General features: G+C 35.8%; 15 protein-coding genes, 18 tRNA genes and 3 rRNA genes. 33 read left to right on the top strand and 3 right to left on the bottom strand.

The window, feature by feature from the left end; all coding sequences use genetic code 11:
* Nucleotides 1–97: 97 nt before the first annotated feature.
* The 31 genes from FOC48_RS07495 to FOC48_RS07345 all read left to right on the top strand — a co-directional run bounded on the left by FOC48_RS07495 (nucleotide 98) and on the right by FOC48_RS07345 (nucleotide 15,860).
* Complete coding sequence (locus FOC48_RS07495; RefSeq protein ID WP_003147850.1) at nucleotides 98–1,327, top strand: aminopeptidase; 1,230 nt, start codon at nucleotides 98–100, stop codon at nucleotides 1,325–1,327.
* 236 nt (nucleotides 1,328–1,563) lie between these two features.
* Entirely contained in the window at nucleotides 1,564–1,842 is a 279-nt protein-coding gene (locus FOC48_RS07490) for an RNA-binding S4 domain-containing protein (protein ID WP_003147851.1), read from the top strand.
* The gene (locus FOC48_RS07485; RefSeq protein ID WP_003147852.1) at nucleotides 1,826–2,485 is read left to right on the top strand and encodes an FtsB family cell division protein; all 660 of its coding nucleotides are present in this window, start codon (nucleotides 1,826–1,828) and stop codon (nucleotides 2,483–2,485) included. Before FOC48_RS07490 ends, FOC48_RS07485 begins: the two co-directional genes overlap by 17 nt.
* A 231-nt stretch (nucleotides 2,486–2,716) precedes the next feature.
* Nucleotides 2,717–4,159, top strand: coding sequence for a nicotinate phosphoribosyltransferase (locus FOC48_RS07480; RefSeq protein WP_003147853.1), 1,443 nt, complete (start codon nucleotides 2,717–2,719; stop codon nucleotides 4,157–4,159).
* Nucleotides 4,160–4,170: 11 nt separating this feature from the next.
* Nucleotides 4,171–4,992: an ammonia-dependent NAD(+) synthetase gene (gene nadE / locus FOC48_RS07475; RefSeq protein WP_003147854.1), complete on the top strand. Its 822-nt coding sequence runs from the start codon at nucleotides 4,171–4,173 to the stop codon at nucleotides 4,990–4,992.
* A gap of 658 nt (nucleotides 4,993–5,650) precedes the next feature.
* Nucleotides 5,651–7,207, top strand: a 16S ribosomal RNA gene (locus FOC48_RS07470).
* A gap of 208 nt (nucleotides 7,208–7,415) precedes the next feature.
* Nucleotides 7,416–10,298: ribosomal RNA gene (locus FOC48_RS07465) — 23S ribosomal RNA — on the top strand.
* A gap of 70 nt (nucleotides 10,299–10,368) precedes the next feature.
* A 5S ribosomal RNA gene (gene rrf / locus FOC48_RS07460) occupies nucleotides 10,369–10,483 on the top strand.
* Together the 16S, 23S and 5S rRNA genes with 18 tRNA genes alongside form the textbook arrangement of a ribosomal RNA operon.
* Nucleotides 10,484–10,492: 9 nt before the next feature.
* Nucleotides 10,493–10,568, top strand: a tRNA-Val gene (locus tag FOC48_RS07455).
* A gap of 5 nt (nucleotides 10,569–10,573) precedes the next feature.
* Nucleotides 10,574–10,649 (top strand) — tRNA-Thr (locus FOC48_RS07450).
* Nucleotides 10,650–10,657: 8 nt separating this feature from the next.
* Nucleotides 10,658–10,733, top strand: a tRNA-Lys gene (locus FOC48_RS07445).
* Nucleotides 10,734–10,740: 7 nt separating this feature from the next.
* Nucleotides 10,741–10,825: transfer RNA gene (locus FOC48_RS07440), tRNA-Leu, on the top strand.
* A 13-nt stretch (nucleotides 10,826–10,838) separates the two neighbouring features.
* Nucleotides 10,839–10,913, top strand: a tRNA-Gly gene (locus FOC48_RS07435).
* Nucleotides 10,914–10,927: 14 nt separating this feature from the next.
* Nucleotides 10,928–11,014, top strand: a tRNA-Leu gene (locus FOC48_RS07430).
* An 8-nt stretch (nucleotides 11,015–11,022) separates the two neighbouring features.
* Nucleotides 11,023–11,099 (top strand) — tRNA-Arg (locus tag FOC48_RS07425).
* A 10-nt stretch (nucleotides 11,100–11,109) separates the two neighbouring features.
* Nucleotides 11,110–11,186, top strand: a tRNA-Pro gene (locus FOC48_RS07420).
* Nucleotides 11,187–11,216: 30 nt separating this feature from the next.
* Nucleotides 11,217–11,292, top strand: a tRNA-Ala gene (locus FOC48_RS07415).
* Between the two features lie 28 nt (nucleotides 11,293–11,320).
* Nucleotides 11,321–11,397 (top strand) — tRNA-Met (locus FOC48_RS07410).
* 29 nt (nucleotides 11,398–11,426) lie between these two features.
* Nucleotides 11,427–11,503: transfer RNA gene (locus FOC48_RS07405), tRNA-Ile, on the top strand.
* An 8-nt stretch (nucleotides 11,504–11,511) separates the two neighbouring features.
* A tRNA-Ser gene (locus FOC48_RS07400) sits at nucleotides 11,512–11,604 on the top strand.
* A 10-nt stretch (nucleotides 11,605–11,614) separates the two neighbouring features.
* Nucleotides 11,615–11,688: transfer RNA gene (locus FOC48_RS07395), tRNA-Met, on the top strand.
* 13 nt (nucleotides 11,689–11,701) lie between these two features.
* A tRNA-Asp gene (locus FOC48_RS07390) sits at nucleotides 11,702–11,777 on the top strand.
* A gap of 25 nt (nucleotides 11,778–11,802) precedes the next feature.
* Nucleotides 11,803–11,878, top strand: a tRNA-Phe gene (locus FOC48_RS07385).
* 4 nt (nucleotides 11,879–11,882) lie between these two features.
* A tRNA-Thr gene (locus FOC48_RS07380) sits at nucleotides 11,883–11,955 on the top strand.
* A gap of 13 nt (nucleotides 11,956–11,968) precedes the next feature.
* Nucleotides 11,969–12,052, top strand: a tRNA-Tyr gene (locus FOC48_RS07375).
* 5 nt (nucleotides 12,053–12,057) lie between these two features.
* Nucleotides 12,058–12,128: transfer RNA gene (locus tag FOC48_RS07370), tRNA-Trp, on the top strand.
* A 195-nt stretch (nucleotides 12,129–12,323) separates the two neighbouring features.
* Nucleotides 12,324–13,208 (top strand): ParB/RepB/Spo0J family partition protein, encoded by an 885-nt coding sequence (locus tag FOC48_RS07365; RefSeq protein WP_003147413.1) that lies wholly within the window; start codon nucleotides 12,324–12,326, stop codon nucleotides 13,206–13,208.
* Nucleotides 13,186–13,944 carry a ParA family protein gene (locus FOC48_RS07360; RefSeq protein WP_003147411.1) on the top strand — a complete coding sequence of 253 codons (759 nt, stop codon included), beginning with the start codon at nucleotides 13,186–13,188 and terminating at the stop codon, nucleotides 13,942–13,944. The genes FOC48_RS07365 and FOC48_RS07360 overlap by 23 nt, the downstream gene beginning before the upstream one ends.
* A complete protein-coding gene (locus tag FOC48_RS07355) occupies nucleotides 13,937–14,797 on the top strand; it encodes a ParB/RepB/Spo0J family partition protein (protein ID WP_003147410.1) in 861 nt (286 codons plus the stop codon). Before FOC48_RS07360 ends, FOC48_RS07355 begins: the two co-directional genes overlap by 8 nt.
* A gap of 2 nt (nucleotides 14,798–14,799) precedes the next feature.
* Nucleotides 14,800–15,663, top strand: a complete 864-nt coding sequence (locus FOC48_RS07350) for a mechanosensitive ion channel family protein (RefSeq protein ID WP_003147409.1) — start codon at nucleotides 14,800–14,802, stop codon at nucleotides 15,661–15,663.
* Between the two features lie 11 nt (nucleotides 15,664–15,674).
* Complete coding sequence (locus tag FOC48_RS07345) at nucleotides 15,675–15,860, top strand: DUF951 domain-containing protein (RefSeq protein WP_003147408.1); 186 nt, start codon at nucleotides 15,675–15,677, stop codon at nucleotides 15,858–15,860.
* Between the two features lie 45 nt (nucleotides 15,861–15,905).
* Here the strand turns inward: FOC48_RS07345 and FOC48_RS07340 are convergent, their stop codons facing one another.
* Complete coding sequence (locus FOC48_RS07340) at nucleotides 15,906–16,454, bottom strand: TVP38/TMEM64 family protein (protein WP_003147407.1); 549 nt, start codon at nucleotides 16,452–16,454, stop codon at nucleotides 15,906–15,908.
* A gap of 128 nt (nucleotides 16,455–16,582) precedes the next feature.
* Complete coding sequence (locus FOC48_RS07335; protein WP_003147406.1) at nucleotides 16,583–17,431, bottom strand: VOC family protein; 849 nt, start codon at nucleotides 17,429–17,431, stop codon at nucleotides 16,583–16,585.
* Between the two features lie 275 nt (nucleotides 17,432–17,706).
* Here FOC48_RS07335 and ychF point away from each other — a divergent pair, with 275 nt between their 5' ends.
* Both ychF and FOC48_RS07325 read left to right on the top strand, forming a co-directional pair.
* Entirely contained in the window at nucleotides 17,707–18,807 is a 1,101-nt protein-coding gene (gene ychF / locus FOC48_RS07330) for a redox-regulated ATPase YchF (RefSeq protein WP_003147405.1), read from the top strand.
* 106 nt (nucleotides 18,808–18,913) lie between these two features.
* Nucleotides 18,914–20,206 (top strand): DUF6792 domain-containing protein, encoded by a 1,293-nt coding sequence (locus FOC48_RS07325; RefSeq protein ID WP_003147404.1) that lies wholly within the window; start codon nucleotides 18,914–18,916, stop codon nucleotides 20,204–20,206.
* Between the two features lie 42 nt (nucleotides 20,207–20,248).
* On the opposite strand, the gene FOC48_RS07320 is transcribed toward FOC48_RS07325, so the two are convergent.
* Nucleotides 20,249–22,579: a transglycosylase domain-containing protein gene (locus tag FOC48_RS07320; protein WP_003147403.1), complete on the bottom strand. Its 2,331-nt coding sequence runs from the start codon at nucleotides 22,577–22,579 to the stop codon at nucleotides 20,249–20,251.
* Between the last annotated feature and the right edge of the window lie 146 nt (nucleotides 22,580–22,725).

Here is a 22,725-nt window from a genome sequence, read left to right as displayed (position 1 = left end):
CTTCTATTAATATTTTGTAAAAAGTGATATAATATATATTATTGAAATAAATTTGGCGATTATTTCAAAATTTAGTCTGAAAATCGAGGTAAATCATATGGATTTAAACACTCAATTAAAAAAATATGCACAACTTATAGCTAAAGTTGGATTAAATATTCAAAAAGATCAACCAGTTTTAGTAAGAGCTAGTACAGAAACACGTGATTTTGTTGCTAAAGTAGTAGAAGCGTGTTATGAATTAGGGGCTAAAAGGGTCTCTGTAGAATGGCGTGATCAAGAGTTAACAAAATTACACTTGAATTATCAAACGGAAGAAACTTTAAGTACAGTAGGACAATGGTATATTGATAAATATCAAGACGAACTAGATGAAGGAGCAGCATTCTTATCTATTATCGGAGATGATCCAGATGGATTAGCGGGAGTGGATAGTGCAAAATTAAAAGCTTCTATGGTAGGTCGTTCTAAAGCGATGCGTAACTACATGAAATCTATCATGAGTGACGAATGTCCTTGGTGTGTTGTGTCTGCGTCAACAGTTGGATGGGCGAAAAGACTATATCCTGAACTAGGTGATGAAGAAGCATACTTAAAACTTTGGGATCAAATCCTAAGTGCTTGTCGCTCAACTGGTGATGATCCAGTTGCAGATTGGGAAGAACATATTAAAGTTCTAGATGAAAAAGCTAAATTCTTACATGAAAATGAATTGGTGAAACTACATATTACAAATGATTTAGGAACAGACCTATATGTAGGTCTTCCGAAAAACCATATTTGGCAAAGTGCCGGAAGTTATGCTAAAAAAGCTGATCGTTTTGTAGCAAACATTCCAACTGAAGAAGTATTTACGATGCCTCACAAAGATGAAACTAGTGGTATTGTGTATAATGCAAAACCTTTAAACTACGGTGGGGTACTAATTGATAATTTCTGGTTGAAATTTGAAAATGGTAAAGTAGTAGATTTCGGAGCAGAGCGTGGTTATGATGTTCTTAAGAATTTATTAGACACTGATGAAGGAGCAAGAAGAATTGGTGAAATGGCATTAGTTCCATTTGATTCTCCTATATCTAATACGAAAATATTATTCTTAGAAACATTATTTGATGAAAATGCAGCTTGCCATATCGCATTAGGAAAAGCATATCCAACATGTGTTAAAGGTGGTCCTAAAATGACTGATGAACAATTAGCAGAAGCGGGAGCTAACGATAGTTTAATTCACGTTGACTTTATGATAGGTGAAGCAACAACAAATATTACTGGTTACACAGAAGATGGTAAAGAAATAGCTATTTTCAAAGATGGAAACTGGGCATAGTAGGATTATTCTATTTATGATAATAAAGTAGTTTATTAAATCTTTAGTACTTTAACAAATGTAGAGGGCTGACTTAGAGGTATTGATTTCTGTGGAATCAAGATTTTAAGTCGCTCTCATTTTTTTATAGGATAAAATAGCTGATTTTAAAATTTGAAATATTTATCGAGGATTTTATTTGCGAAAAGTAAGTAAATATGTGATAATAGAATGTACTAATGTTTAGGGGTGATTAAATGCGTTTGGATAAATTTTTAAAAGTATCAAGAATTATTAAGAGAAGAACAGTTGCTAATGAGATATCATCAGAAGGGCACATAGCTATTAATGGGAAAAAAGCAAAACCATCTAGTACTTTAAAAATAGGGGATAAAATTACTATTTATTTTGCGAAAAAAGAAGTAGAGTATGAGGTGTTGGAATTAAAAGGCAGCACTAAAAAAGAAGATGCAACAAAAATGTTTAAAATTCTTTCAGAAAAATCAAGAGAACTAGAAAATGAGAGAACAGAATAGCCAATTTAAAAAAGATGTGCTAAAAGCTAAGGCGAAATATAGAAAACGTCGTAAGTTTATTATATTAGTTATTATGACTTTTGCATTATCTGTAACATTGTTGCAAACATTTCTGTACATACGTGATAAAAAACAAATTAATTCGCAATTAGCAGAGCAGAATAAAATGATTGAAAATCTAGATAAAGAAAATAAAGTTAACGAGCTAGTGATTGATAAGTTAAAAGATCCATATTTTATTACTGATTTAGTAAGACAAGAGTATGGTCTTAGTTATCAAGGCGAATTAATTTTTAATATTCCATTACAGGAGAATTTTCTTCAAGCTGCGATAAAATCTATTATGGATGGTAATTTAGAAAAAACAGAAGATAATAATGGACGAATTGATGATAGTAAAATTCCTGAGTTAGCAAAAAAAGATGATAAGAAATCTACTAAAGCGGAAGATAGCAAAACAACGGATAAGAAAACTAATGATACGAAAAAAACTAGCGATACAAAGAATTCAGAAGATAAATCTTCTGAAAAAGAAAGTGATAAAAATGAAGAAGTCGCTAATAACAATGAGCAAACTCAAACTCAAGCTCAAAGGACAACTAATAGAAATTCAAACACTAATAATCGAAGAAGTAACGGGTAGTAATACTTGTTACTTCTTTTTTATATTGAGTAGGATTTTAAAAAATATATTATAAAAAAATACTTTTTATTATTAATAGTATGAATAGTCGATATACATAATGTATAGGTATATAAGGGTTAATTTAGTAGTATTTAATTGTGTATATTTAAGTATAAATATTTGTTAAAAAGTTGTTAAAATGTTAATATATAGATAACAAATTTAATGATACATAAATCGGAGGAAATTATGAATAAATATCAAGGTGATGCATTGCATACCGACCTTTATCAAATTAACATGGGATATGCGTATTTCAAAGATGGAATACATGAGAGAAAATCATATTTTGATGTGTATTTTAGAAAAATACCTTTTGGTGGAGGATATGCAGTGTTCGCTGGACTTGCCAAAATTATTGATTATGTTAATTCGTTTGAGTTTTCAAAATCTGACATAGATTTTTTACGTGAATTAGGCTATGCAGAGGATTACTTAGACTACCTAAGTAAAATGAAGTTTACAGGAAATATTCGTTGTGTGAAGGAAGGCGAGATTGTTTTTGGTAATGAACCTCTTTTAAGAATTGAGGCACCTCTAATTCAAGCTCAAATTATGGAAACTGCAATATTAAATATAGTTAACTATCAAATACTTATAGCGACAAAAGCTGCCAGAATTAAGCACTTATGTCCAGATGAAGTTTGTATGGAATTCGGAACACGTCGTGCTCATGAGTTTGATGCTGCAATTTGGGGGACTCGTGCTTCTGTGATTGGAGGATTCGAAGCAACAAGTAATGTAAAAGCGGCGAAACTATTTAATATTCCATGTAGTGGAACGCATGCTCATTCATTTGTTCAAGCGTATGAGGATGAAGAAATTGCATTTAAAAAATATGCTGCGGCACATAAAGATTGTTATTTCTTGGTTGATACTTATGATACATTACGTTCAGGAATTCCGACAGCGATTAAAGTTGCAGATGAATTAAAAGATGAAATTAATTTCTTAGGTATTAGATTAGACTCAGGAGATATTGCATATCTTTCAAAAGAAGCTAGAAAAATGCTAGATGAAGCGGGATACCCGAATGCTAAGATAGTAGCTTCTAATGATTTAGATGAAGATACTATTACTCACCTTAAACAACAAGGCGCTAGAATAGATGCATGGGGTGTAGGTACAAAACTTATAACTGCTTACGATAATCCAGCATTAGGTGCAGTATATAAACTTGCATGTTTAGAAAATGCTAATGGAGAGATGATTGATAGACTAAAAGTCTCTGAAAATCCAGGTAAATTAACTATCCCAGGTATTAAAAAAGTCTATAGAATAATAAATAAAGATACAGGTATGGCAGCAGGTGACTACATTGCCTTAGAAAAAGAAGATGTGAGTGCAGAGCCGAGTATAAAATTATTCCACCCGACGCACACATATTTAGAAAAAGAAGTTAAAAACTTTGAAGCAAGAGATTTACAAGTAGATATATTTAAGGATGGTAAACAAGTCTATGAGGTTCCAACTGTGCAAGAAAGTGCAAAATATTTCAAAGAAAATAAAAAGTTACTATGGAACGAGTACTTACGTTTATTAAACCCTGAATTTTATCCAGTAGATTTAAGTACAGAATGTTGGGAAAATAGAAACACAATATTGAAAAAAGTAACAAAGAAATCAAATTAATAGGTGAAAATATGACATTACAACAAGAAGTAATAAAAAAACTAGGATGTAAGGCTGAAATTAATGTTGATGAGGAGATTAGACTAACTATTAACTTTTTAAAAGACTATATTAAGAAAAATGGTTTTATAAGAAGTCTAGTTTTAGGTATATCAGGCGGTCAAGATTCAACGTTGTGTGGTAAGTTATGTCAAATGGCTATTAATGAATTGAAAGAAGAAACGGGAGAAGAATATACTTTTATTGCAGTGAGACTTCCGTATGGTGAGCAATTTGATGAAGCTGATTGTAATGATGCATTACAATTTATAAATCCTGATAAGGTATATACAGTGAATATTAAAGATGCAGTAGATGCTAGTGTTAATTCATTAAAAATAGCAGGAGTAGACATTACAGATTTCGCTAAAGGGAATGAGAAGGCAAGAGAAAGAATGAAAGTTCAATATTCAATTGCTACAATGAATAAAGGTATAGTTGTTGGAACAGATCACGCAGCAGAAGCAATTACAGGATTTTTTACAAAACACGGTGATGGTGGAGCAGATATAGTACCATTATATAGATTAAATAAAAGACAAGGTAAGGCAATATTAAAAGCTTTAGATTGCCCAGAACACTTATATTTGAAAAAACCAACTGCAGATTTAGAAGAAGATAGACCAGCTCTAGCAGATGAAGTAGCCCTTGGTGTAACATATGATAATATTGATGACTATCTAGAAGGTAAAAATGTACCTGATGATATTAGAGAGATAATAGAAGGACACTATATAAAATCAGAGCATAAACGTAATCTTCCGGTTACAGTATTTGATTTTTACAATATATAGAAGAAAATAAAACAGAGGAAAGAGGATACTATGGTAGAATAGTATTCTCTTTTACAATTATTAAACGATTAATTAATAAAAAAAATAGTAAAAAAGATGTTGACATAATCGAACTAGGATGATAGAATAGAAAAAGTCTTCTGATGGAGGATAACTATTTATACAAATTCTTTTTAAAAAAGTTTTAAAGAAGCTTGACATAATTAGAACTAAATGATAGAATAGAAAAAGTCTTCTGATAGAGAAGACGAACAATAAAACATTTCAAAATAATGAATGTTAAGAAATTGAAAAAACTTCTTGACAAAATAAAAAAGAAATGTTAAACTTATAAAAGTCTTTAAGAAAGACAATGCTTATTATTTCAACGAAGTAAACGGTTAAAAAGTTCAAAAAAAAATATAAAAAACTTCTTGACAAACATTCGAAAAAATGATAAAATAATTAAAGTCTTCTGATGAAGATGAAAAAACATTTTTAAAAAAGTTATAAAAAAGACTTGACAAAGAAATTTAAAAATGTTAAAATATAAAAGTTGTTAATCGCAACGATTTGAACATTGAAAACTAAACGAATTAAGTCAACGTTAATTCCAAAAAAGGACAGTTTTAAAAAGAAACTATAAAACTTTTTGATGAGCTAATCAAGCTAACAAATTTATTTGGAGAGTTTGATCCTGGCTCAGGACGAACGCTGGCGGCGTGCCTAATACATGCAAGTCGAGCGAAGTTTTTCTGGTGCTTGCACTAGAAAAACTTAGCGGCGAACGGGTGAGTAACACGTAAAGAACCTGCCTCATAGACTGAGACAACTATTGGAAACGATAGCTAATACCGGATAACAGCATTAACTGCATGGTTGATGTTTAAAAGTTGGTTTTGCTAACACTATGAGATGGCTTTGCGGTGCATTAGCTAGTTGGTGGGGTAAAGGCCTACCAAGGCGACGATGCATAGCCGACCTGAGAGGGTGATCGGCCACACTGGGACTGAGACACGGCCCAGACTCCTACGGGAGGCAGCAGTAGGGAATCTTCCGCAATGGGCGAAAGCCTGACGGAGCAACGCCGCGTGAGTGAAGAAGGATTTCGGTTCGTAAAGCTCTGTTGTTAGGGAAGAATGATTGTGTAGTAACTATACACAGTAGAGACGGTACCTAACCAGAAAGCCACGGCTAACTACGTGCCAGCAGTCGCGGTAATACGTAGGTGGCAAGCGTTGTCCGGAATTATTGGGCGTAAAGCGCGCGCAGGTGGTTTAATAAGTCTGATGTGAAAGCCCACGGCTCAACCGTGGAGGGTCATTGGAAACTGTTAAACTTGAGTGCAGGAGAGAAAAGTGGAATTCCTAGTGTAGCGGTGAAATGCGTAGAGATTAGGAGGAACACCAGTGGCGAAGGCGGCTTTTTGGCCTGTAACTGACACTGAGGCGCGAAAGCGTGGGGAGCAAACAGGATTAGATACCCTGGTAGTCCACGCCGTAAACGATGAGTGCTAAGTGTTGGTCTCATAAGAGATCAGTGCTGCAGCTAACGCATTAAGCACTCCGCCTGGGGAGTACGACCGCAAGGTTGAAACTCAAAGGAATTGACGGGGACCCGCACAAGCGGTGGAGCATGTGGTTTAATTCGAAGCAACGCGAAGAACCTTACCAAGTCTTGACATACTGTGAGGACACAAGAGATTGTGTTGTTCTGACCTTTGGTTAGACACAGATACAGGTGGTGCATGGTTGTCGTCAGCTCGTGTCGTGAGATGTTGGGTTAAGTCCCGCAACGAGCGCAACCCTTATATCTAGTTGCCAGCAGTAAGATGGGGACTCTAGATAGACTGCCAGTGATAAACTGGAGGAAGGTGGGGATGACGTCAAATCATCATGCCCCTTATGACTTGGGCTACACACGTGCTACAATGGATAGGAACAAAGAGAAGCGAGCTCGCGAGAGTAAGCAAACCTCACAAAACTATTCTCAGTTCGGATTGTAGTCTGCAACTCGACTACATGAAGCTGGAATCGCTAGTAATCGCGAATCAGAATGTCGCGGTGAATACGTTCCCGGGTCTTGTACACACCGCCCGTCACACCACGAGAGTTTGTAACACCCGAAGACGGTGGCCTAACCTTTTAGGAGGGAGCCGGTCACGGTGGGACAGATGATTGGGGTGAAGTCGTAACAAGGTAGCCGTATCGGAAGGTGCGGCTGGATCACCTCTTTTCTAAGGATAAGGAATACGTTGATAATTCGTTTAGTTTTGAGTGTTCAAAGAATACTCAAGCACAATGAAAACTGAATATATATATTAGATCAAAAATAATTTTCTATAAATTAAAAACAGATTTACAAAACCGAGAAAAAAGTAAGTAAGTTGTAAAACTTATTCACAAAGAGTTCAAGGAAAAGAACGAAGCGTAAAAGCTACACACGATTAAGTAGTAAAGGGCGCACGGAGGATGCCTTGGCACTAGGAGCCGATGAAGGACGTGACAAACGACGAAATGCTACGGGGAGCTGTAAGTAAGCAAAGAGCCGTAGATATCCGAATGGGGGAACCCACCGTTTTTAAAAGGGCGGTACGCGAAAGCGAGGTAACGCAGGGAACTGAAACATCTAAGTACCTGTAGGAAGAGAAAGAAAAATCGATTTCCTTAGTAGCGGCGAGCGAAAAGGAAGGAGCCCAAACCAATGTGCTTGCATATTGGGGTTGTAGGACTCTCAACAAATCGTATGACGAAGTATAGTAGAACAAGCTGGAAAGTTAGACCGTAGAAGGTAAAAGTCCTGTATACGAAATGCTAAGTTGGCGAGAGAGAGCACCTGAGTACGGCGGAACACGAGGAATTCCGTCGGAATCTACCAGGACCATCTGGTAAGGCTAAATACTACCTAGTGACCGATAGTGAACCAGTACCGTGAGGGAAAGGTGAAAAGAACCCCGGGAGGGGAGTGAAAGAGAACCTGAAACCGTGTGCTTACAAGTAGTCAGAGCCCCTTTGTGGGTGATGGCGTGCCTTTTGTAGAATGAACCGGCGAGTTACTTTATCATGCGAGGTTAAGTGGAAGACATGGAGCCGAAGCGAAAGCGAGTCTTAATAGGGCGAAATAGTATGATGGAGTAGACCCGAAACCAAGTGATCTACCCATGGCCAGGTTGAAGTTTAGGTAACACTGAATGGAGGACCGAACCAGGACACGTTGAAAAGTGTTTGGATGAGCTGTGGGTAGCGGAGAAATTCCAATCGAACTTGGAAATAGCTGGTTCTCTCCGAAATAGCTTTAGGGCTAGCCTCGTTGTGAGTTTACTGGAGGTAGAGCACTGTTTGGACTAGGGGCCCATCCCGGGTTACCGAATTCAGACAAACTCCGAATGCCAGATAAATATCAACGGGAGTCAGACTGCGGGTGATAAGGTTCGTAGTCGAAAGGGAAACAGCCCAGACCGCCAGCTAAGGTCCCAAATTGTATGTTAAGTGGAAAAGGATGTGATGATGCACAGACAACCAGGATGTTGGCTTAGAAGCAGCCACCATTTAAAGAGTGCGTAATAGCTCACTGGTCGAGTGACATCGCGCCGAAAATGTACCGGGGCTAAACATACAACCGAAGCTGCGGATATAACTAATGTTATATGGTAGGAGAGCGTTCTAACATCATAGAAGCTGAGCTGTAAGGCGAGGTGGAGAGGTTAGAAGTGAGAATGCCGGTGTGAGTAGCGAAAGATAGGTGAGAATCCTATCCACCGAATGACTAAGGTTTCCAGAGGAAGGCTCGTCCGCTCTGGGTAAGTCGGGACCTAAGGTGAAGCCGAATGGTGAAGCCGATGGACAACAGGTAGAAATTCCTGTACCACCAAATATCGTTTGAGAGAAGTGGGGACAGAGGAGGCTAATTGATCGTCCTGATGGAATAGGACGTCTAAGCACAAAGGTTGAGTAGTAGGCAAATCCGCTGCTCGTAAGACTGAAGTGTGATGGGGAGCGAAATATAGTAGCGAAGTCAATGAAGCCAAACTCTCAAGAAAAGCCGCTATCGAGATAAGAGGTGCCCGTACCGCAAACCGACACAGGTAGTTGGGAAGAGAATTCTAAGGTGAGCGAGAGAACCATCGTTAAGGAACTCGGCAAAATGACCCCGTAACTTCGGGAGAAGGGGTGCCTACGAGAGTAGGCCGCAGTGAATAGGCCCAAGCGACTGTTTAACAAAAACACAGGTCTCTGCAAAACCGTAAGGTGAAGTATAGGGGCTGACGCCTGCCCGGTGCTGGAAGGTTAAGAGGAGTGCTTAGCGTAAGCGAAGGTATGAATTGAAGCCCCAGTAAACGGCGGCCGTAACTATAACGGTCCTAAGGTAGCGAAATTCCTTGTCGGGTAAGTTCCGACCCGCACGAAAGGCGTAACGATTTGGGCACTGTCTCAACGATGGACTCGGTGAAATCATAGTACCTGTGAAGATGCAGGTTACCCGCGACAGGACGGAAAGACCCCATGGAGCTTTACTGTAGCTTGATATTGAATTTTGATGCAGTATGTACAGGATAGGTAGGAGCCTAAGAATCATGCACGCCAGTGTATGAGGAGGCGTTGTTGGGATACTACCCTTGCTGTATTGAAATTCTAACCCTCGGCATAGAAAACCGGGAGACAGTGTCAGGTGGGCAGTTTGACTGGGGCGGTCGCCTCCCAAAGAGTAACGGAGGCGTTCAAAGGTTCCCTCAGAATGGTTGGAAATCATTTGCAGAGTGTAAAGGCACAAGGGAGCTTGACTGTGAGACTTACAAGTCGAGCAGGTGCGAAAGCAGGACTTAGTGATCCGGTGGTTCCGCATGGAAGGGCCATCGCTCAACGGATAAAAGCTACCCTGGGGATAACAGGCTTATCTCCCCCAAGAGTCCACATCGACGGGGAGGTTTGGCACCTCGATGTCGGCTCATCGCATCCTGGGGCTGTAGTCGGTCCCAAGGGTTGGGCTGTTCGCCCATTAAAGCGGTACGCGAGCTGGGTTCAGAACGTCGTGAGACAGTTCGGTCCCTATCCGTCGTGGGCGTAGGAAATTTGAGAGGAGCTGTCCTTAGTACGAGAGGACCGGGATGGACGTATCAATGGTGTACCAGTTGTCACGCCAGTGGCATAGCTGGGTAGCTAAATACGGAAGGGATAAGAGCTGAAAGCATCTAAGCATGAAGCCCCCCTCGAGATGAGATTTCCCACGGATATTAAGACCCCTTGAAGACGACAAGGAGAATAGGTTAGGAGTGTAAGCACGGTAACGTGTTCAGCTGACTAATACTAATAGGTCGAGGACTTAATCAAGTGAAAGTTCTTTGAAGGTAACTGTTGACAAAAAGAAAAAAGATGATATAATATGTATATGAAGTTTTCGTCTGGTGGCGATAGCGAAGAGGACACACCTGTACCCATACCGAACACAGAAGTTAAGCTCTTTAGCGTCGAATGTAGTTGGGCTTACGCCCTGTGAGACTAGAACGTTGCCAGGCTTTTGATTCGGAGGTTTAGCTCAGCTGGGAGAGCACTTGCCTTACAAGCAAGGGGTCAGCGGTTCGATCCCGTTAACCTCCACCATTTATGCCGGCCTAGCTCAGTTGGTAGAGCAACTGACTTGTAATCAGTAGGTCGGGGGTTCAAGTCCTCTGGCCGGCACCATTTATTTAGAGCCATTAGCTCAGTTGGTAGAGCATTTGACTTTTAATCAAAGGGTCGAAGGTTCGAGTCCTTCATGGCTCACCATTCTTTTGCGGGTGTGGCGGAATTGGCAGACGCACTAGACTTAGGATCTAGCGCCTCACGGCGTGGGGGTTCGACTCCCTTCACCCGCACCATTTCTAAATATTCGCGAAAGTAGTTCAGGGGTAGAACATCACCTTGCCAAGGTGAGGGTCGCGGGTTCAAATCCCGTCTTTCGCTCCAATAGTTAATATAGTGCCGGGGTGGCGGAACTGGCAGACGCACAGGACTTAAAATCCTGCGGTAGCAATACCGTACCGGTTCGATTCCGGTCCTCGGCACCATTATATTAGCGCCCATAGCTCAATTGGATAGAGCGTTTGACTACGGATCAAAAGGTTAGGGGTTCGACTCCTCTTGGGCGCGCCATTTAAGTAAACGGGAAGTAGCTCAGCTTGGTAGAGCACTTGGTTTGGGACCAAGGGGTCGCAGGTTCGAATCCTGTCTTCCCGACCATTGAAAAGAATATATAAACATTATTGATTTGGGGCCTTAGCTCAGCTGGGAGAGCGCCTGCTTTGCACGCAGGAGGTCAGCGGTTCGATCCCGCTAGGCTCCACCATTTTAAATAATGAATTTAAGCCTTTATTGGCGGCGTAGCTCAGCTGGCTAGAGCGTACGGTTCATACCCGTAAGGTCGGGGGTTCGATCCCCTCTGCCGCCACCAATAATAGTTAGTGAATTCTCTAGGAACACGGACTCTTAGCTCAGTTGGTTAGAGCTATCGGCTCATAACCGATCGGTCGCAGGTTCGAGTCCTGCAGAGTCCACCATTTATCAAGGAGGAATACCCAAGTCCGGCTGAAGGGATCGGTCTTGAAAACCGACAGGAGTGTAAAAGCTCGCAGGGGTTCGAATCCCCTTTCCTCCTCCATTTTTATTATCGCGGGATGGAGCAGTCTGGCAGCTCGTTGGGCTCATAACCCAAAGGTCGATGGTTCAAATCCATCTCCCGCAATTTTTAATAACTAGGTCCCGTGGTGTAGCGGTTATCACGCCTGCCTGTCACGCAGGAGATCGCGGGTTCGATTCCCGTCGGGACCGCCATTTTTTTATGTAAAAATTTAATAATGCCTCGATAGCTCAGTTGGTAGAGCAATGGATTGAAGCTCCATGTGTCGGCAGTTCGACTCTGTCTCGAGGCACCATGTTGCCGGCCTAGCTCAGTTGGTAGAGCAACTGACTTGTAATCAGTAGGTCGGGGGTTCAAGTCCTCTGGCCGGCATTTTTTTATATTTGGGAAGATAGCGAAGAGGCTAAACGCGGCGGACTGTAAATCCGCTCCTTAGGGTTCAGTGGTTCGAATCCACTTCTTCCCACCATTCTTAGGGACGTAGTTTAACGGTAGAACAAAGGTCTCCAAAACCTTTGGTGTGGGTTCGATTCCTGCCGTCCCTGTTTAAAGTGTAATCATTTATGATTGCACTTTTTTTATGCAAAAAATTTATTAAATAACTAATATTCTCAGGAAATATTCTTTAAAATGCCTAAAATATAAAGCTTATTGTGTTTTATTTTTTGGGAAATACTTTTGACAAAAGATATTAATTATGTTATTGTATTAATGTATATAAGTGCCATAGGAGGTAAAATATGAGTGAAAGTGTAAAACCATTTAGTAAACTGTATGATTTAACACAAAGAGCTGAGAAAGTCGGTATTTCAGATGATGATGTCCTTAGAGAAATATTAGTTGAAAAGATTGTTCCTAATAAATATCAGCCTAGAAGAGAATTTACAGAAGAAAAAATTAAAGAATTGGCTGAGTCTATTAAACAAAATGGATTACTTCAATCTATTACAGTTCGTGATATAGGGAATGGCTTTTACGAGCTTATAGCTGGTGAAAGAAGGCTAAGAGCTATTAAGTATTTACAGTATCCAACAACTAAGGCGATTGTAAAAGAGTTAACGGATGAACAAATGGCGACTTTGGCTTTAATTGAAAATATACAAAGGGAAGAATTAACGCCTATAGAAGAAGCACATGCATATCAAGAGCTTCTAAGTATAAATAAACTAACTCAAGATGAACTAGCAAAATCTTTAGGAAAAACACAGGCTACTGTAGCTAATAAGTTACGATTATTGAAATTAAGTGATAAAGTAATTGATGCTATTAACACTAAGAAAATTACTGAGCGACATGGGCGTGCTATGGTAAAATTAGATGCTTCTGCTCAGGAAAAACTTTTAGTTCAGATTTTATCACAAAATTTAAATGTTTCTCAAACTGAGGAAAAAATTGATACTTATTTGAAGATTAAAAAAGATATTAAAGTTTTCAATACTGTGGTAAATTATGATGGTCAAAAAGTTATAGCAAAACTTACAAAAGAAATAGCAAAATTAGAAGAAAAGTATAATATTAGTCTTAATAAAGAAGAAGAAGAAAATATGGATAGTGTGGTTATCAAAGTTACCATACCAAGATATGTAAATAAAGAGGTAAAAGATGAAAATTTTAGCGATATGTAATCAAAAAGGTGGAGTGGGAAAAACAACTACTTCAATAAATTTAGCTGCGTCTTTAGCACATTTAAAGAAAAAAGTATTATTAATAGATACTGATCCACAGGCTAATGCTACGAGTGGTGTAGGTGTAGATAAAGCGGCTATAGAACAATCAATTTATAATATACTTGTTGACGAAGTTAATATTAATGATGTTATTCAAAAAACAGCTTATGAGAACCTAGACATAGTTCCTTCTAGCATAGCATTAGCAGGTGCAGAAGTTGAACTAGTTTCAGCGATTAGTCGTGAACAACGTATGAAAAATGCAATCTCAGAAATTAAAGGTGAGTATGACTATGTAGTAATCGACTGCCCACCGTCTTTAGGTCTAATTACGTTAAATTCTTTAACTGCAGCTAATGGAGTAATTATTCCAGTGCAGACTGAATATTACGCTCTAGAGGGGCTTAGCCAGCTTATGAATACATTTAATATAGTTAGAAAGCACTTGAACTCTAAATTAGATATTTTTGGTGTCTTGCTTACTATGACAGATAGTAGAACTAATATATCTAATCAAGTAGCTGAACAAGTTCGAGATCACTTTAAAGATAAAGCATTTGATACTGTTATATCTAGAACTGTTCGCTTAAGCGAAGCGCCAAGTTTTGGTGAACCAATTATTGAATATGCTAAAAATTCTAATGGTGCAAAACAATATTTATCATTAGCTAAAGAGGTGATTGAGCGTGGCTAAGAAACTAGGTAAGGGATTAGGTCGTGGTCTTGATGCAATTTTTGCTACTGAAAATGTAGAATTAACTACTGATAATGATAAAATAGTAGAAATCTCATTAGAAGAGATTAAGAAAAATCCATATCAACCTCGTACTTATTTCAACGAAGAGAAGTTAAATGAATTAAAAGAATCTATTGAAAAAAATGGATTATTACAGCCTATTATTGTAAAAAAAGCAGTAAAAGGTTATTACATCATAGCTGGTGAACGTCGATATAGAGCTTTTGAACTGCTAGGTAAGAAAGAAATTCCAGCTATTATTAAAGAAATGACTGATGAAGAAATGATGATCTTTGCGGTCCTAGAAAACTTACAACGTGAGGATTTATCAGCATTAGAAGAATCAGAAAGTTATAAAAATCTGATGGATAAAATGTCATTAACTCAAGAAGAATTGGCTAAGAAACTTGGAAAAAGTAGACCATATATCGCCAATAGTTTACGACTATTAAAATTACCTGCAGAAATAAAAAATAAGCTTGAGCAAGGGTTAATAAGTGCAGCTCACGCAAGAACTTTACTTTCATTAAAAACAAAAAAAGCTATGGAAGAAGTTTGTGCTTTAGTAATTGATAGAAAAATGTCAGTTCGTGAGTTAGAAGAATATGTAGCGAAGTTATTAAAACCAAAAGAAGTTAAGAAACCAAAAGTTAAGGATATTTTTATAGAAGAACAAGAAAACAATCTTAAAAAACTCCTAGGAACTTCTGTAACTATTAAACAAGGTCGTAATAAAAAAGGTAAGATTGAAATTGAGTTCAAAGATAATGATGAGTTTGAACGTATTATTTCATTATTCAAGGATGAATAATTATGAATTTTATTGAAAAAATTAAAGGTACAATAAATAATACAGATTTATTGATTACAATTTTAGAAAAATTTCTAATTATAATAGGTATCTTCATTGTAGCATCGATATTAGTGCGAATATTTAATAAGATTATCGATTATGTTATGACGACTAGAGATAATGCTAATAAGAAATTCAATATAAAGTTTAATGAGAAACGATCAGAGACGTTACATAAGCTTGTAAAAAGCGCAGTTCGTTATTCAATTTATTTTATTGCTTTTTTTCAAGTTTTGTCTATTTTAGGAGTTAATACGACGAGTATAGTTGCTAGTGCTGGGATTGCTTCTGTTGCTATTGGTTTTGGTGCTCAGAGCTTAGTTAAGGATATTATTTCGGGGTTCTTTATCATTCTTGAAGGACAATTTGATGTAGGAGATAATGTTAAAATATACAACCAGGCAGCTTTTATTGCTGGAGGGGACGTTATGTCACTTGGCTTACGCTCTACGAAAATACGATCAAAAGATGGAGAAGTATATTTCATTCCTAATGGAACTATTAATCAGGTTGTAAACTATTCATTAATGTATAATTTAGCCTTAGTAGAGTTGCCGATAAAAATCGATGAAACTATTGAAAAAAGTGAGGAGCGCGTAAATAAAGTAATAAACTCAGCTAATTCTAGTAAAGAATACCGAGAATTATTATATAAAAATGATAAATTACATATAGATAATATAGAAAATATAGCTGATAATGTTATTACAATAAAAGTCGTTGGTAAGGCGAAAGTTGGTAAAAAAAATAAAGTGGAAACAATGTTAAGACGTGATTTTTATAAAGAGTTTGAATCACTACTCACTTCAAATGAAGAAAAATAGGAGGTTGGCTTATGGAATATGAATTAAATGACATAGTTGAAATGAAAAAACAACACCCTTGTGGCACAAATAGATGGCAAATTACACGTATGGGGGCAGATATAAAGATAAAATGCCTGAAGTGTGATAATAACATTATGATGCCGAGACGTGAGTTTAACAAAAAAATTAAAAAAATAGTTGAAAAACATTCATAATATAAAAAGCTAGTGAATCTTGAGTTAAGATTTACTAGCTTTTTGTTACTTATTAAATTTTTTCGATATTTTTGAACTGATAAAAATAAATGATAAAAGTATAATTATTCCATATAAAAATTCCATACTTCCAATATTATTTAGAGTAGTTCCGAAGTGTAGCCAAATCATTTTTCCAGGAATTAAACCTATAATATTACCTATAAAATACTTTTTAAACGATATCTTAGTTAAACCATATGAGTAACAAATAACACTATTTGGAAGAACTGGGATTAATCTGTAAATTATTAAAAATATCATAAGTTTATTTTCACTTATACCAAAAATCGTATCGTATTGTTTTTTTGATAGTTTTTTAGCTAAGTATTTTTCAACGTAATCACTTGCGAAGTATCTTGAGATGATAAACATAGCGCTAGTATAGATTATTGAAGAAATTATTGAAAGGATAAAACCATGAGTAAAACCAAATAAATAACCACCAATCGCAGAAAATATCCCTGGTGGAAATAAAAATATTGGTAATATAGATGCTAGTATTAAAAAAACTATAGGTGCAAAGCTACCAAATTGTGCTATAAAATCCTGCATAGGTCCTCCTTCTGATAAAATAATATTCTTATTATATCATAAAGCTATGGAAATAAGCGACTAATAACTAAAGGGAATGACTCAAAGAAATTGATTTTATTGAGTCATCCCTCTCAAGTTTTTTGATATTATATTTCTTTTATTAAGTGTACTTCGATTCCATTTGGATCATTGATAATGATTTTATTATCATATTCACTAATGATTTTAGTGTTATTATTTTTTATATTTTCCACAATTTTGTTGTAAGCAATGTCATCAATAAATATTATTTCAAAATAATCTAAACCAGGAGTTCCTTTTTGTCTAAGACTTAAGTTAGGGCCACCCCAGTGGTTAACAGCTAAGTGATGATGATAATTACCATAAGCAATCCAACTTGCACTAGCTACAGTAAATTTATCACTAAATCCCAGCACATCTTGATAGAAATTAGAAGAAACTGTAGAGTTTTGAACACTCAGGTGAACATGACCAATGATAGTTCCTACTGGTAAAACATAAGGTACTACAGTTTCAGAAATATCAAGTAGGTGAGTAGCATCTATAGGTTCAGTTACTCCTATGATTTTACCGTCTTCTTTTCTATCCCAAATACTTTCATCTTTATCGTAATAAACTTCAATTCCATTATCTTCTATATCACTTAGGTATAGAGCATTACTATAACCATGGTCAGATCCACCATCTAAAGGAACGTTAGAATCAATAAAATGACGTAAGATATTCGCTAGACTTTGTTCATCTGGAACTAGGTAAGCTATGTGATATAGTCCATATGAATGAACTAGAGGGCCATCAACTTTTTTCAAGTGAAGAAGCGGAGTATTATCTGAAGTTCCTAAAGTAGCCTCTATATCATTTTTAGAAATTACAGTCATTCCCATAACTTCAGTATAAAATTTGAGTTGTCTGTCAAAGTTTACAACATTAAGCGTAGCAGTTCCAAGTTTAATGTTTGAATTATATTTTTTCATAAGTTTTTACCATCCTATTAGTATTTTTTTTTATAGATTTTATCTCTTGTAATATATTTTACATACTAAAATGTTTTTTTGTAAAGTACGTACTTTTATAATAGTTAGTATCTTTTTATATACTAATGAATGAAATTAATGATTATTACCAAAAATATTTTTAAATAGCATAATATTAAATGATAAGTTTTGCGTTTTATGATATAATGGTTAAGTTGAGTAGGCAAGGCCTAAGTAATATAAGAAATTAATGAAGAAAAGGAGTGATTGATACTATGGCATTAACAGCCGGAATAGTAGGATTACCAAACGTAGGAAAGAGTACACTTTTTAACGCAATTACAAAAGCAGGAGCATTAGCTGCGAACTATCCTTTCGCAACAATTGATCCAAACGTAGGGATTGTAGAAGTACCAGACCACAGATTAAATAAATTAACAGAATTAGTAGAACCAAAAAAAACAGTACCAACATCATTCGAGTTTACTGATATTGCTGGTATCGTAAAAGGTGCATCTAAAGGTGAAGGATTAGGGAATAAATTCTTAAGTCACATTCGTGAAGTAGATGCAATTTGTCAAGTTGTTAGATGTTTTGAAGATGAAAACATTACTCACGTTGCTGGTGGAGTAGATCCATTATACGATATTGAAGTTATTAACCTAGAGTTAATCTTAGCTGACTTAGAAAGTGTTGAAAAACGTATCGGACGTGTTGAAAAACAAGCTAAACAAAAAGATAAAGATGCTGTTGCAGAATTTGCTGTACTTTCTAAAGTGCGTGATATTCTTAAAGAAGAAAAACCAGCAAGACTTTTAGAATTCGATAAAGAAGAGCAAAAAATCGCAAAAGGATTACATTTATTAACAATGAAACCTATGCTTTATGTTGCTAACGTAAGTGAAGATGATCTACTTGACGTTGATGCTAATAAACACGTAGCAAGTGTTCGTGAATTTGCTGCAAGTGAAGGAAGCCAAGTTATCGTAGTTTGTGCAAAAATCGAAGAAGAAATGGCTTCATTAGAAGATGAAGAAAAAGCAATGTTCTTAGAAGAGTTAGGAATTGACGAAAGTGGATTAGATAAACTAATTAAAGCAAGTTATAGCCTATTAGGATTAGCAACATACTTCACAGCAGGTGTACAAGAAGTACGTGCATGGACATTCAAAAAAGGTATGTTAGCTCCTGAATGTGCTGGAATTATCCACTCAGACTTCGAACGTGGATTTATCCGTGCTGAGACTGTAAGTTATGATGACTTAGTTGAATATGGAAGTATGCCAAAAGCTAAAGAAGCAGGTCGTGTACGTCTTGAAGGTAAAGAGTACGAAGTAAAAGACGGCGACATCATGTTATTTAGATTTAACGTATAATAAAAATAAAATTCTATATTTTCTCATTAACTGGGAAGATATAGAATTTTTATATTCTCTATAAAATGTGTTATAATTATTTTTATATAAAAGAGGTGATTTTACTATGTTAAGATTTTTCCATAATCCACTACTTGTAGCTAAATTAACAGAGTATGAGTATTTAATTAAAGGAAATAAAAAACAGAGTACAGTAGAATATAAAATAAAAAGAATTTTAAAAGATGTTACTGGAGAAGTTTTTGAGGATATTGAAGTATATAATAGTGGGCTATCAGTTCCAAAGATTACAAAAAATGGTTTCCAAGCTACGGCGATATACATTCCAAGGATAAATGAGCTTCTTGTCATTTATAGAGGTAGTGAGAGTGAGGATATTAGCGATTGGTTTTATAATTATACAGGAATCGTTTCAGGTGAGAATACTAGTCAAATAGATTCTGCATGTAAATTTACTAAGTTTTTAAAAAGAAAGATTGTAAGCTTTGACTCTTGTTATAAAGTTGCTGCTGGACACTCTCTTGGAGGTCATATAGCAATTACTGTTGAACTATTAAAACAGACATATCAACGAGTTTACACATTTAATACAGCTTTACCTCAGTTAAAACAACTTAGAAAATATGATAAAAAATTTAATAAAAAATTGGAAGAGTATTTTTTAGAAAAAGATTTAGAAGAGACTAATAAACTTCAGGATTTTACTTCTAATTATTATGCAAAAAATGCCCATCACATATATAATTTTGTGAGAAAAAATGATTTTATACAATCGTTAAATATGACAGTAGGAACATTTCATGTAGGAAAAACTATAGAGTTTCCTGAGATAATAAAGAACTTTGTTGCGCCTGAAGAGTATTTAACAGAAGATGATACTTATGAACTGGATAAAATTTTCAGTGATTATTATAATAGGTTAATTGATAAAAATATTACACCAGATGATGTAGTAGAAAATCAAAAACAGGTGACGGATGAATTTATAGGGTTGATTGTAGAAAAAATAAAAACACCAATTCAACAACAAATAAGTAATTTTTCATATAAAAAAGGAGTAAAAACTTCTAGTGAAGTAGGAATTACAGATTCATACAGAACGTTTAAGGCAGTTTATAATTATCTATTGTATTTAGCGCACTCAGGAATCATATCAGATGATGTAATAAATTGTAATGATAGTAAAAAAGCGACAACACTTTATGAAAAAGTAATGGGAGATGCTAGCAAATCCAATCTTAAAAATTTATTAAAACCATTACAGGAATTTTACACATTAACTAAGGCAATTTATACGCTAACTCATGCTAAAGGTTTAGACGATGTAGGAAATTGGTCAGAAATAGCTGAAGCACATGATTTACCATCTTTTTATGATGTACTAGCAAAAGTGAAATAATAAAAGTCAACATGAAAATGTCATTCATGTTGACTTTTTAGTTTAATCTGAATTATCACCAGGTGCAACTGGTTTCAAGATAGGAGGTGGAGAAGATGGAGTTGTAGTGGCTGAACTATTATTTGTTTCTTTTTTCTCTTTGTCTTCTTTCTTCTCTTTATCTTCTTTTTTAACTTCTTGTTTCTTAACTACTACTTTTGCTGGATCTCCGAATGAAATGGCCTTATCTATATTAGAACCTAATTTAGCCAATGTTTTTTCTTTAGATAGTTCTTTAAATCCAGTAGGGATAAGATCTTTTGTTCCACCTTTAGCATTGTTGTAAGGATTAATGCTAGACTCAGTAACTGAGCTAGGTCGCGTGAATGCCGTATCAGGTGAAAGAATATTCTTATCTAATGCATATATAGCATTCATAATAGCCACCCAGCTTCTTTGCGCATAATCATAACTAGGCACTCTTGCAGGATTGTCATAACCATTCCATAGTCCAACAGTTACCTTAGTAGTACCACCAACAACCCAAAGGTCTTTATAGTATTCAGATGTCCCTGTTTTAACAAATAGATTTTTCGAGCTAAATTTTAGTTTGCTTGGCATATCTCTAGATGTACCATAGCTCTTATTAATAACATCTCCAAGCATATCAACGATTAAGTAACTTGTCGATTCTTCATAGATTTTGACAGGTGAAAAATCAGCTTTGTAAACAAGTTCACCATCATTATTTTCAATTTCTTCAATGATGTGTGCTTTTTTATGTTCCCCTTTATTACCAAAAGTAGAGAATGCGCTTGTATTTTCTGTTACAGAAAAGCCATACGTCATACCACCAATAGCGGTTGGTAGGTTTTCTTTATCACTGTCTGTAAGGCCACCGATATCCATTTTCTCTAAGTAATTCTTTACAGGTTCTTCTTTTTGGAAGGCAGAATACAATCTTATTGTTGCTAAGTTAAGAGATCCTCCTAATGCTTGTCTTGCTGGAAGATAACCGTGTTGTGAATTATCATAGTTCTCAGGACGCCAACCGTTGTAGTTGAAACGTTTATCTAGAAGCGTTGAATTCGGTGTAATATAACCTTTATCTATTGCAGGTCCATAAACTAATAATGGTTTTATCGTAGAACCTGGAGAACGACGAGTCCTTGTAGCATGGTTAAGTTGTTGTTTATTGTAATCCATACCACCGATAAACGCTAGAATCTTACCACTATTATTTTCTATTACTGAGGCTCCAATTTCTAATGGATAAACAACTCCCCCATAAGAATAAGTAGGGTAAGAAGCAAATTGTTTTTTCGTTTCTTGGAGTGTATCGTAAAGTTTCTTATCGAGTGTTGTTTTTACTTTATATCCACCAGTAATAAATTTGATTCGACTTTTTTCTATTAATTCATTTCTATAGTCAGAATTTGTCTTAAAGTCTTCTTGTCTATTATTTCTTGCTGCTGTTTGTTCAGCTAGAATTTCAGCAACTGAACTAGTAACCTCATCACGAATGTATGGATAGTCGGTGTATTCAGAATATTTTTGTTTAGTGAATGCACCTTTAATATCGAATTGCTTAGCTTCTTCCATTTGCTCTTTTGTGATAAAGTCATTAGCAACCATTCTATCAAGTACATATTTTTGTCTATCTAGACCAGCTTGAAGTTCTTCATCAGGTCGAACATTACCAGCCGCATCAAAAGGTGTGTATTTATATGGTGATTGAACAAATCCGATTAAATATGCAGCTTGTGCCACATTTAAATCTTTAGAATGAACACCGAAAACACCTTGTGCAGCAGTTTCTATACCACTGATATTTTGACCTAAACTGTTTTTTCCAAATGGAGCAACATTTAGATAATTCTCAAGAATTTCATTTTTTGAGAAGTGACTATCTACACGTAGTGCTAGTAATATTTCTTTCGCTTTTCTTTCATAAGATCTAGAATTGTCAAGAAGCTGATTTTTTACTAATTGCTGAGTAATTGTACTTCCTCCAGATGTTCTAGCTCCCGTAGCTTCACTATGTGCTGCCCTTAGTATAGCAAAAATATTAATTCCGCTATTAGAGTAGAAGTTAGAGTCTTCACTCGCAATTATTGCATTTTTGACATTGTCTCCTAAATCTTCGTAAGTAACAGTTTTTCTAATTAATTCGGAGTTTATTGTACCTAATTTTTCTCCACTACCAAAGTATACTTCACTGTTCTTACTAATGTTATTTATTTGTTCCTTCATTTCTTTTTGAGTTAATACGGGTTGATCTTTTACAAGGCCACCTATATAGCCAATAGCAAGTCCCATGCTTAGACTGATTAGCAGTCCAATTGAAAGAAGAAGGGTTTGAGTCATAGAAGTTAATATCTTCTTAAATTTCATTGTAATCTCCTTAGATTGCATACTATTAGCTATATTATACCATATTTTTATATGAAAGACTAAATCATATGCAAGTGAATAATAGATTTTATATTTAAAATAAAAGAAAAAGATAAAAGAAAAAATAAAAATATGATATAATTGAA

The sequence above is a fragment of the Gemella haemolysans genome (assembly GCF_012273215.1).
Lineage (GTDB): Bacteria > Bacillota > Bacilli > Staphylococcales > Gemellaceae > Gemella > Gemella haemolysans_A.
Note: the sequence above shows the minus strand (reverse complement) of the source record. Positions and strands in the feature narration are given on the sequence as shown.

Bases quoted from the DNA above. Each gene is read 5' to 3' on its own strand.
- FOC48_RS07495 (WP_003147850.1), top strand. From the start codon at position 98: ATGGATTTAAACACTCAATTAAAAAAATATGCACAACTTATAGCTAAA.
- FOC48_RS07490 (WP_003147851.1), top strand. From the start codon at position 1,564: ATGCGTTTGGATAAATTTTTAAAAGTATCAAGAATTATTAAGAGAAGA.
- FOC48_RS07485 (WP_003147852.1), top strand. From the start codon at position 1,826: ATGAGAGAACAGAATAGCCAATTTAAAAAAGATGTGCTAAAAGCTAAG.
- FOC48_RS07480 (WP_003147853.1), top strand. From the start codon at position 2,717: ATGAATAAATATCAAGGTGATGCATTGCATACCGACCTTTATCAAATT.
- nadE (WP_003147854.1), top strand. From the start codon at position 4,171: ATGACATTACAACAAGAAGTAATAAAAAAACTAGGATGTAAGGCTGAA.
- FOC48_RS07365 (WP_003147413.1), top strand. From the start codon at position 12,324: ATGAGTGAAAGTGTAAAACCATTTAGTAAACTGTATGATTTAACACAA.
- FOC48_RS07360 (WP_003147411.1), top strand. From the start codon at position 13,186: ATGAAAATTTTAGCGATATGTAATCAAAAAGGTGGAGTGGGAAAAACA.
- FOC48_RS07350 (WP_003147409.1), top strand. From the start codon at position 14,800: ATGAATTTTATTGAAAAAATTAAAGGTACAATAAATAATACAGATTTA.
- FOC48_RS07345 (WP_003147408.1), top strand. From the start codon at position 15,675: ATGGAATATGAATTAAATGACATAGTTGAAATGAAAAAACAACACCCT.
- FOC48_RS07340 (WP_003147407.1), bottom strand. From the start codon at position 16,454: ATGCAGGATTTTATAGCACAATTTGGTAGCTTTGCACCTATAGTTTTT.
- FOC48_RS07335 (WP_003147406.1), bottom strand. From the start codon at position 17,431: ATGAAAAAATATAATTCAAACATTAAACTTGGAACTGCTACGCTTAAT.
- ychF (WP_003147405.1), top strand. From the start codon at position 17,707: ATGGCATTAACAGCCGGAATAGTAGGATTACCAAACGTAGGAAAGAGT.
- FOC48_RS07325 (WP_003147404.1), top strand. From the start codon at position 18,914: ATGTTAAGATTTTTCCATAATCCACTACTTGTAGCTAAATTAACAGAG.
- FOC48_RS07320 (WP_003147403.1), bottom strand. From the start codon at position 22,579: ATGAAATTTAAGAAGATATTAACTTCTATGACTCAAACCCTTCTTCTT.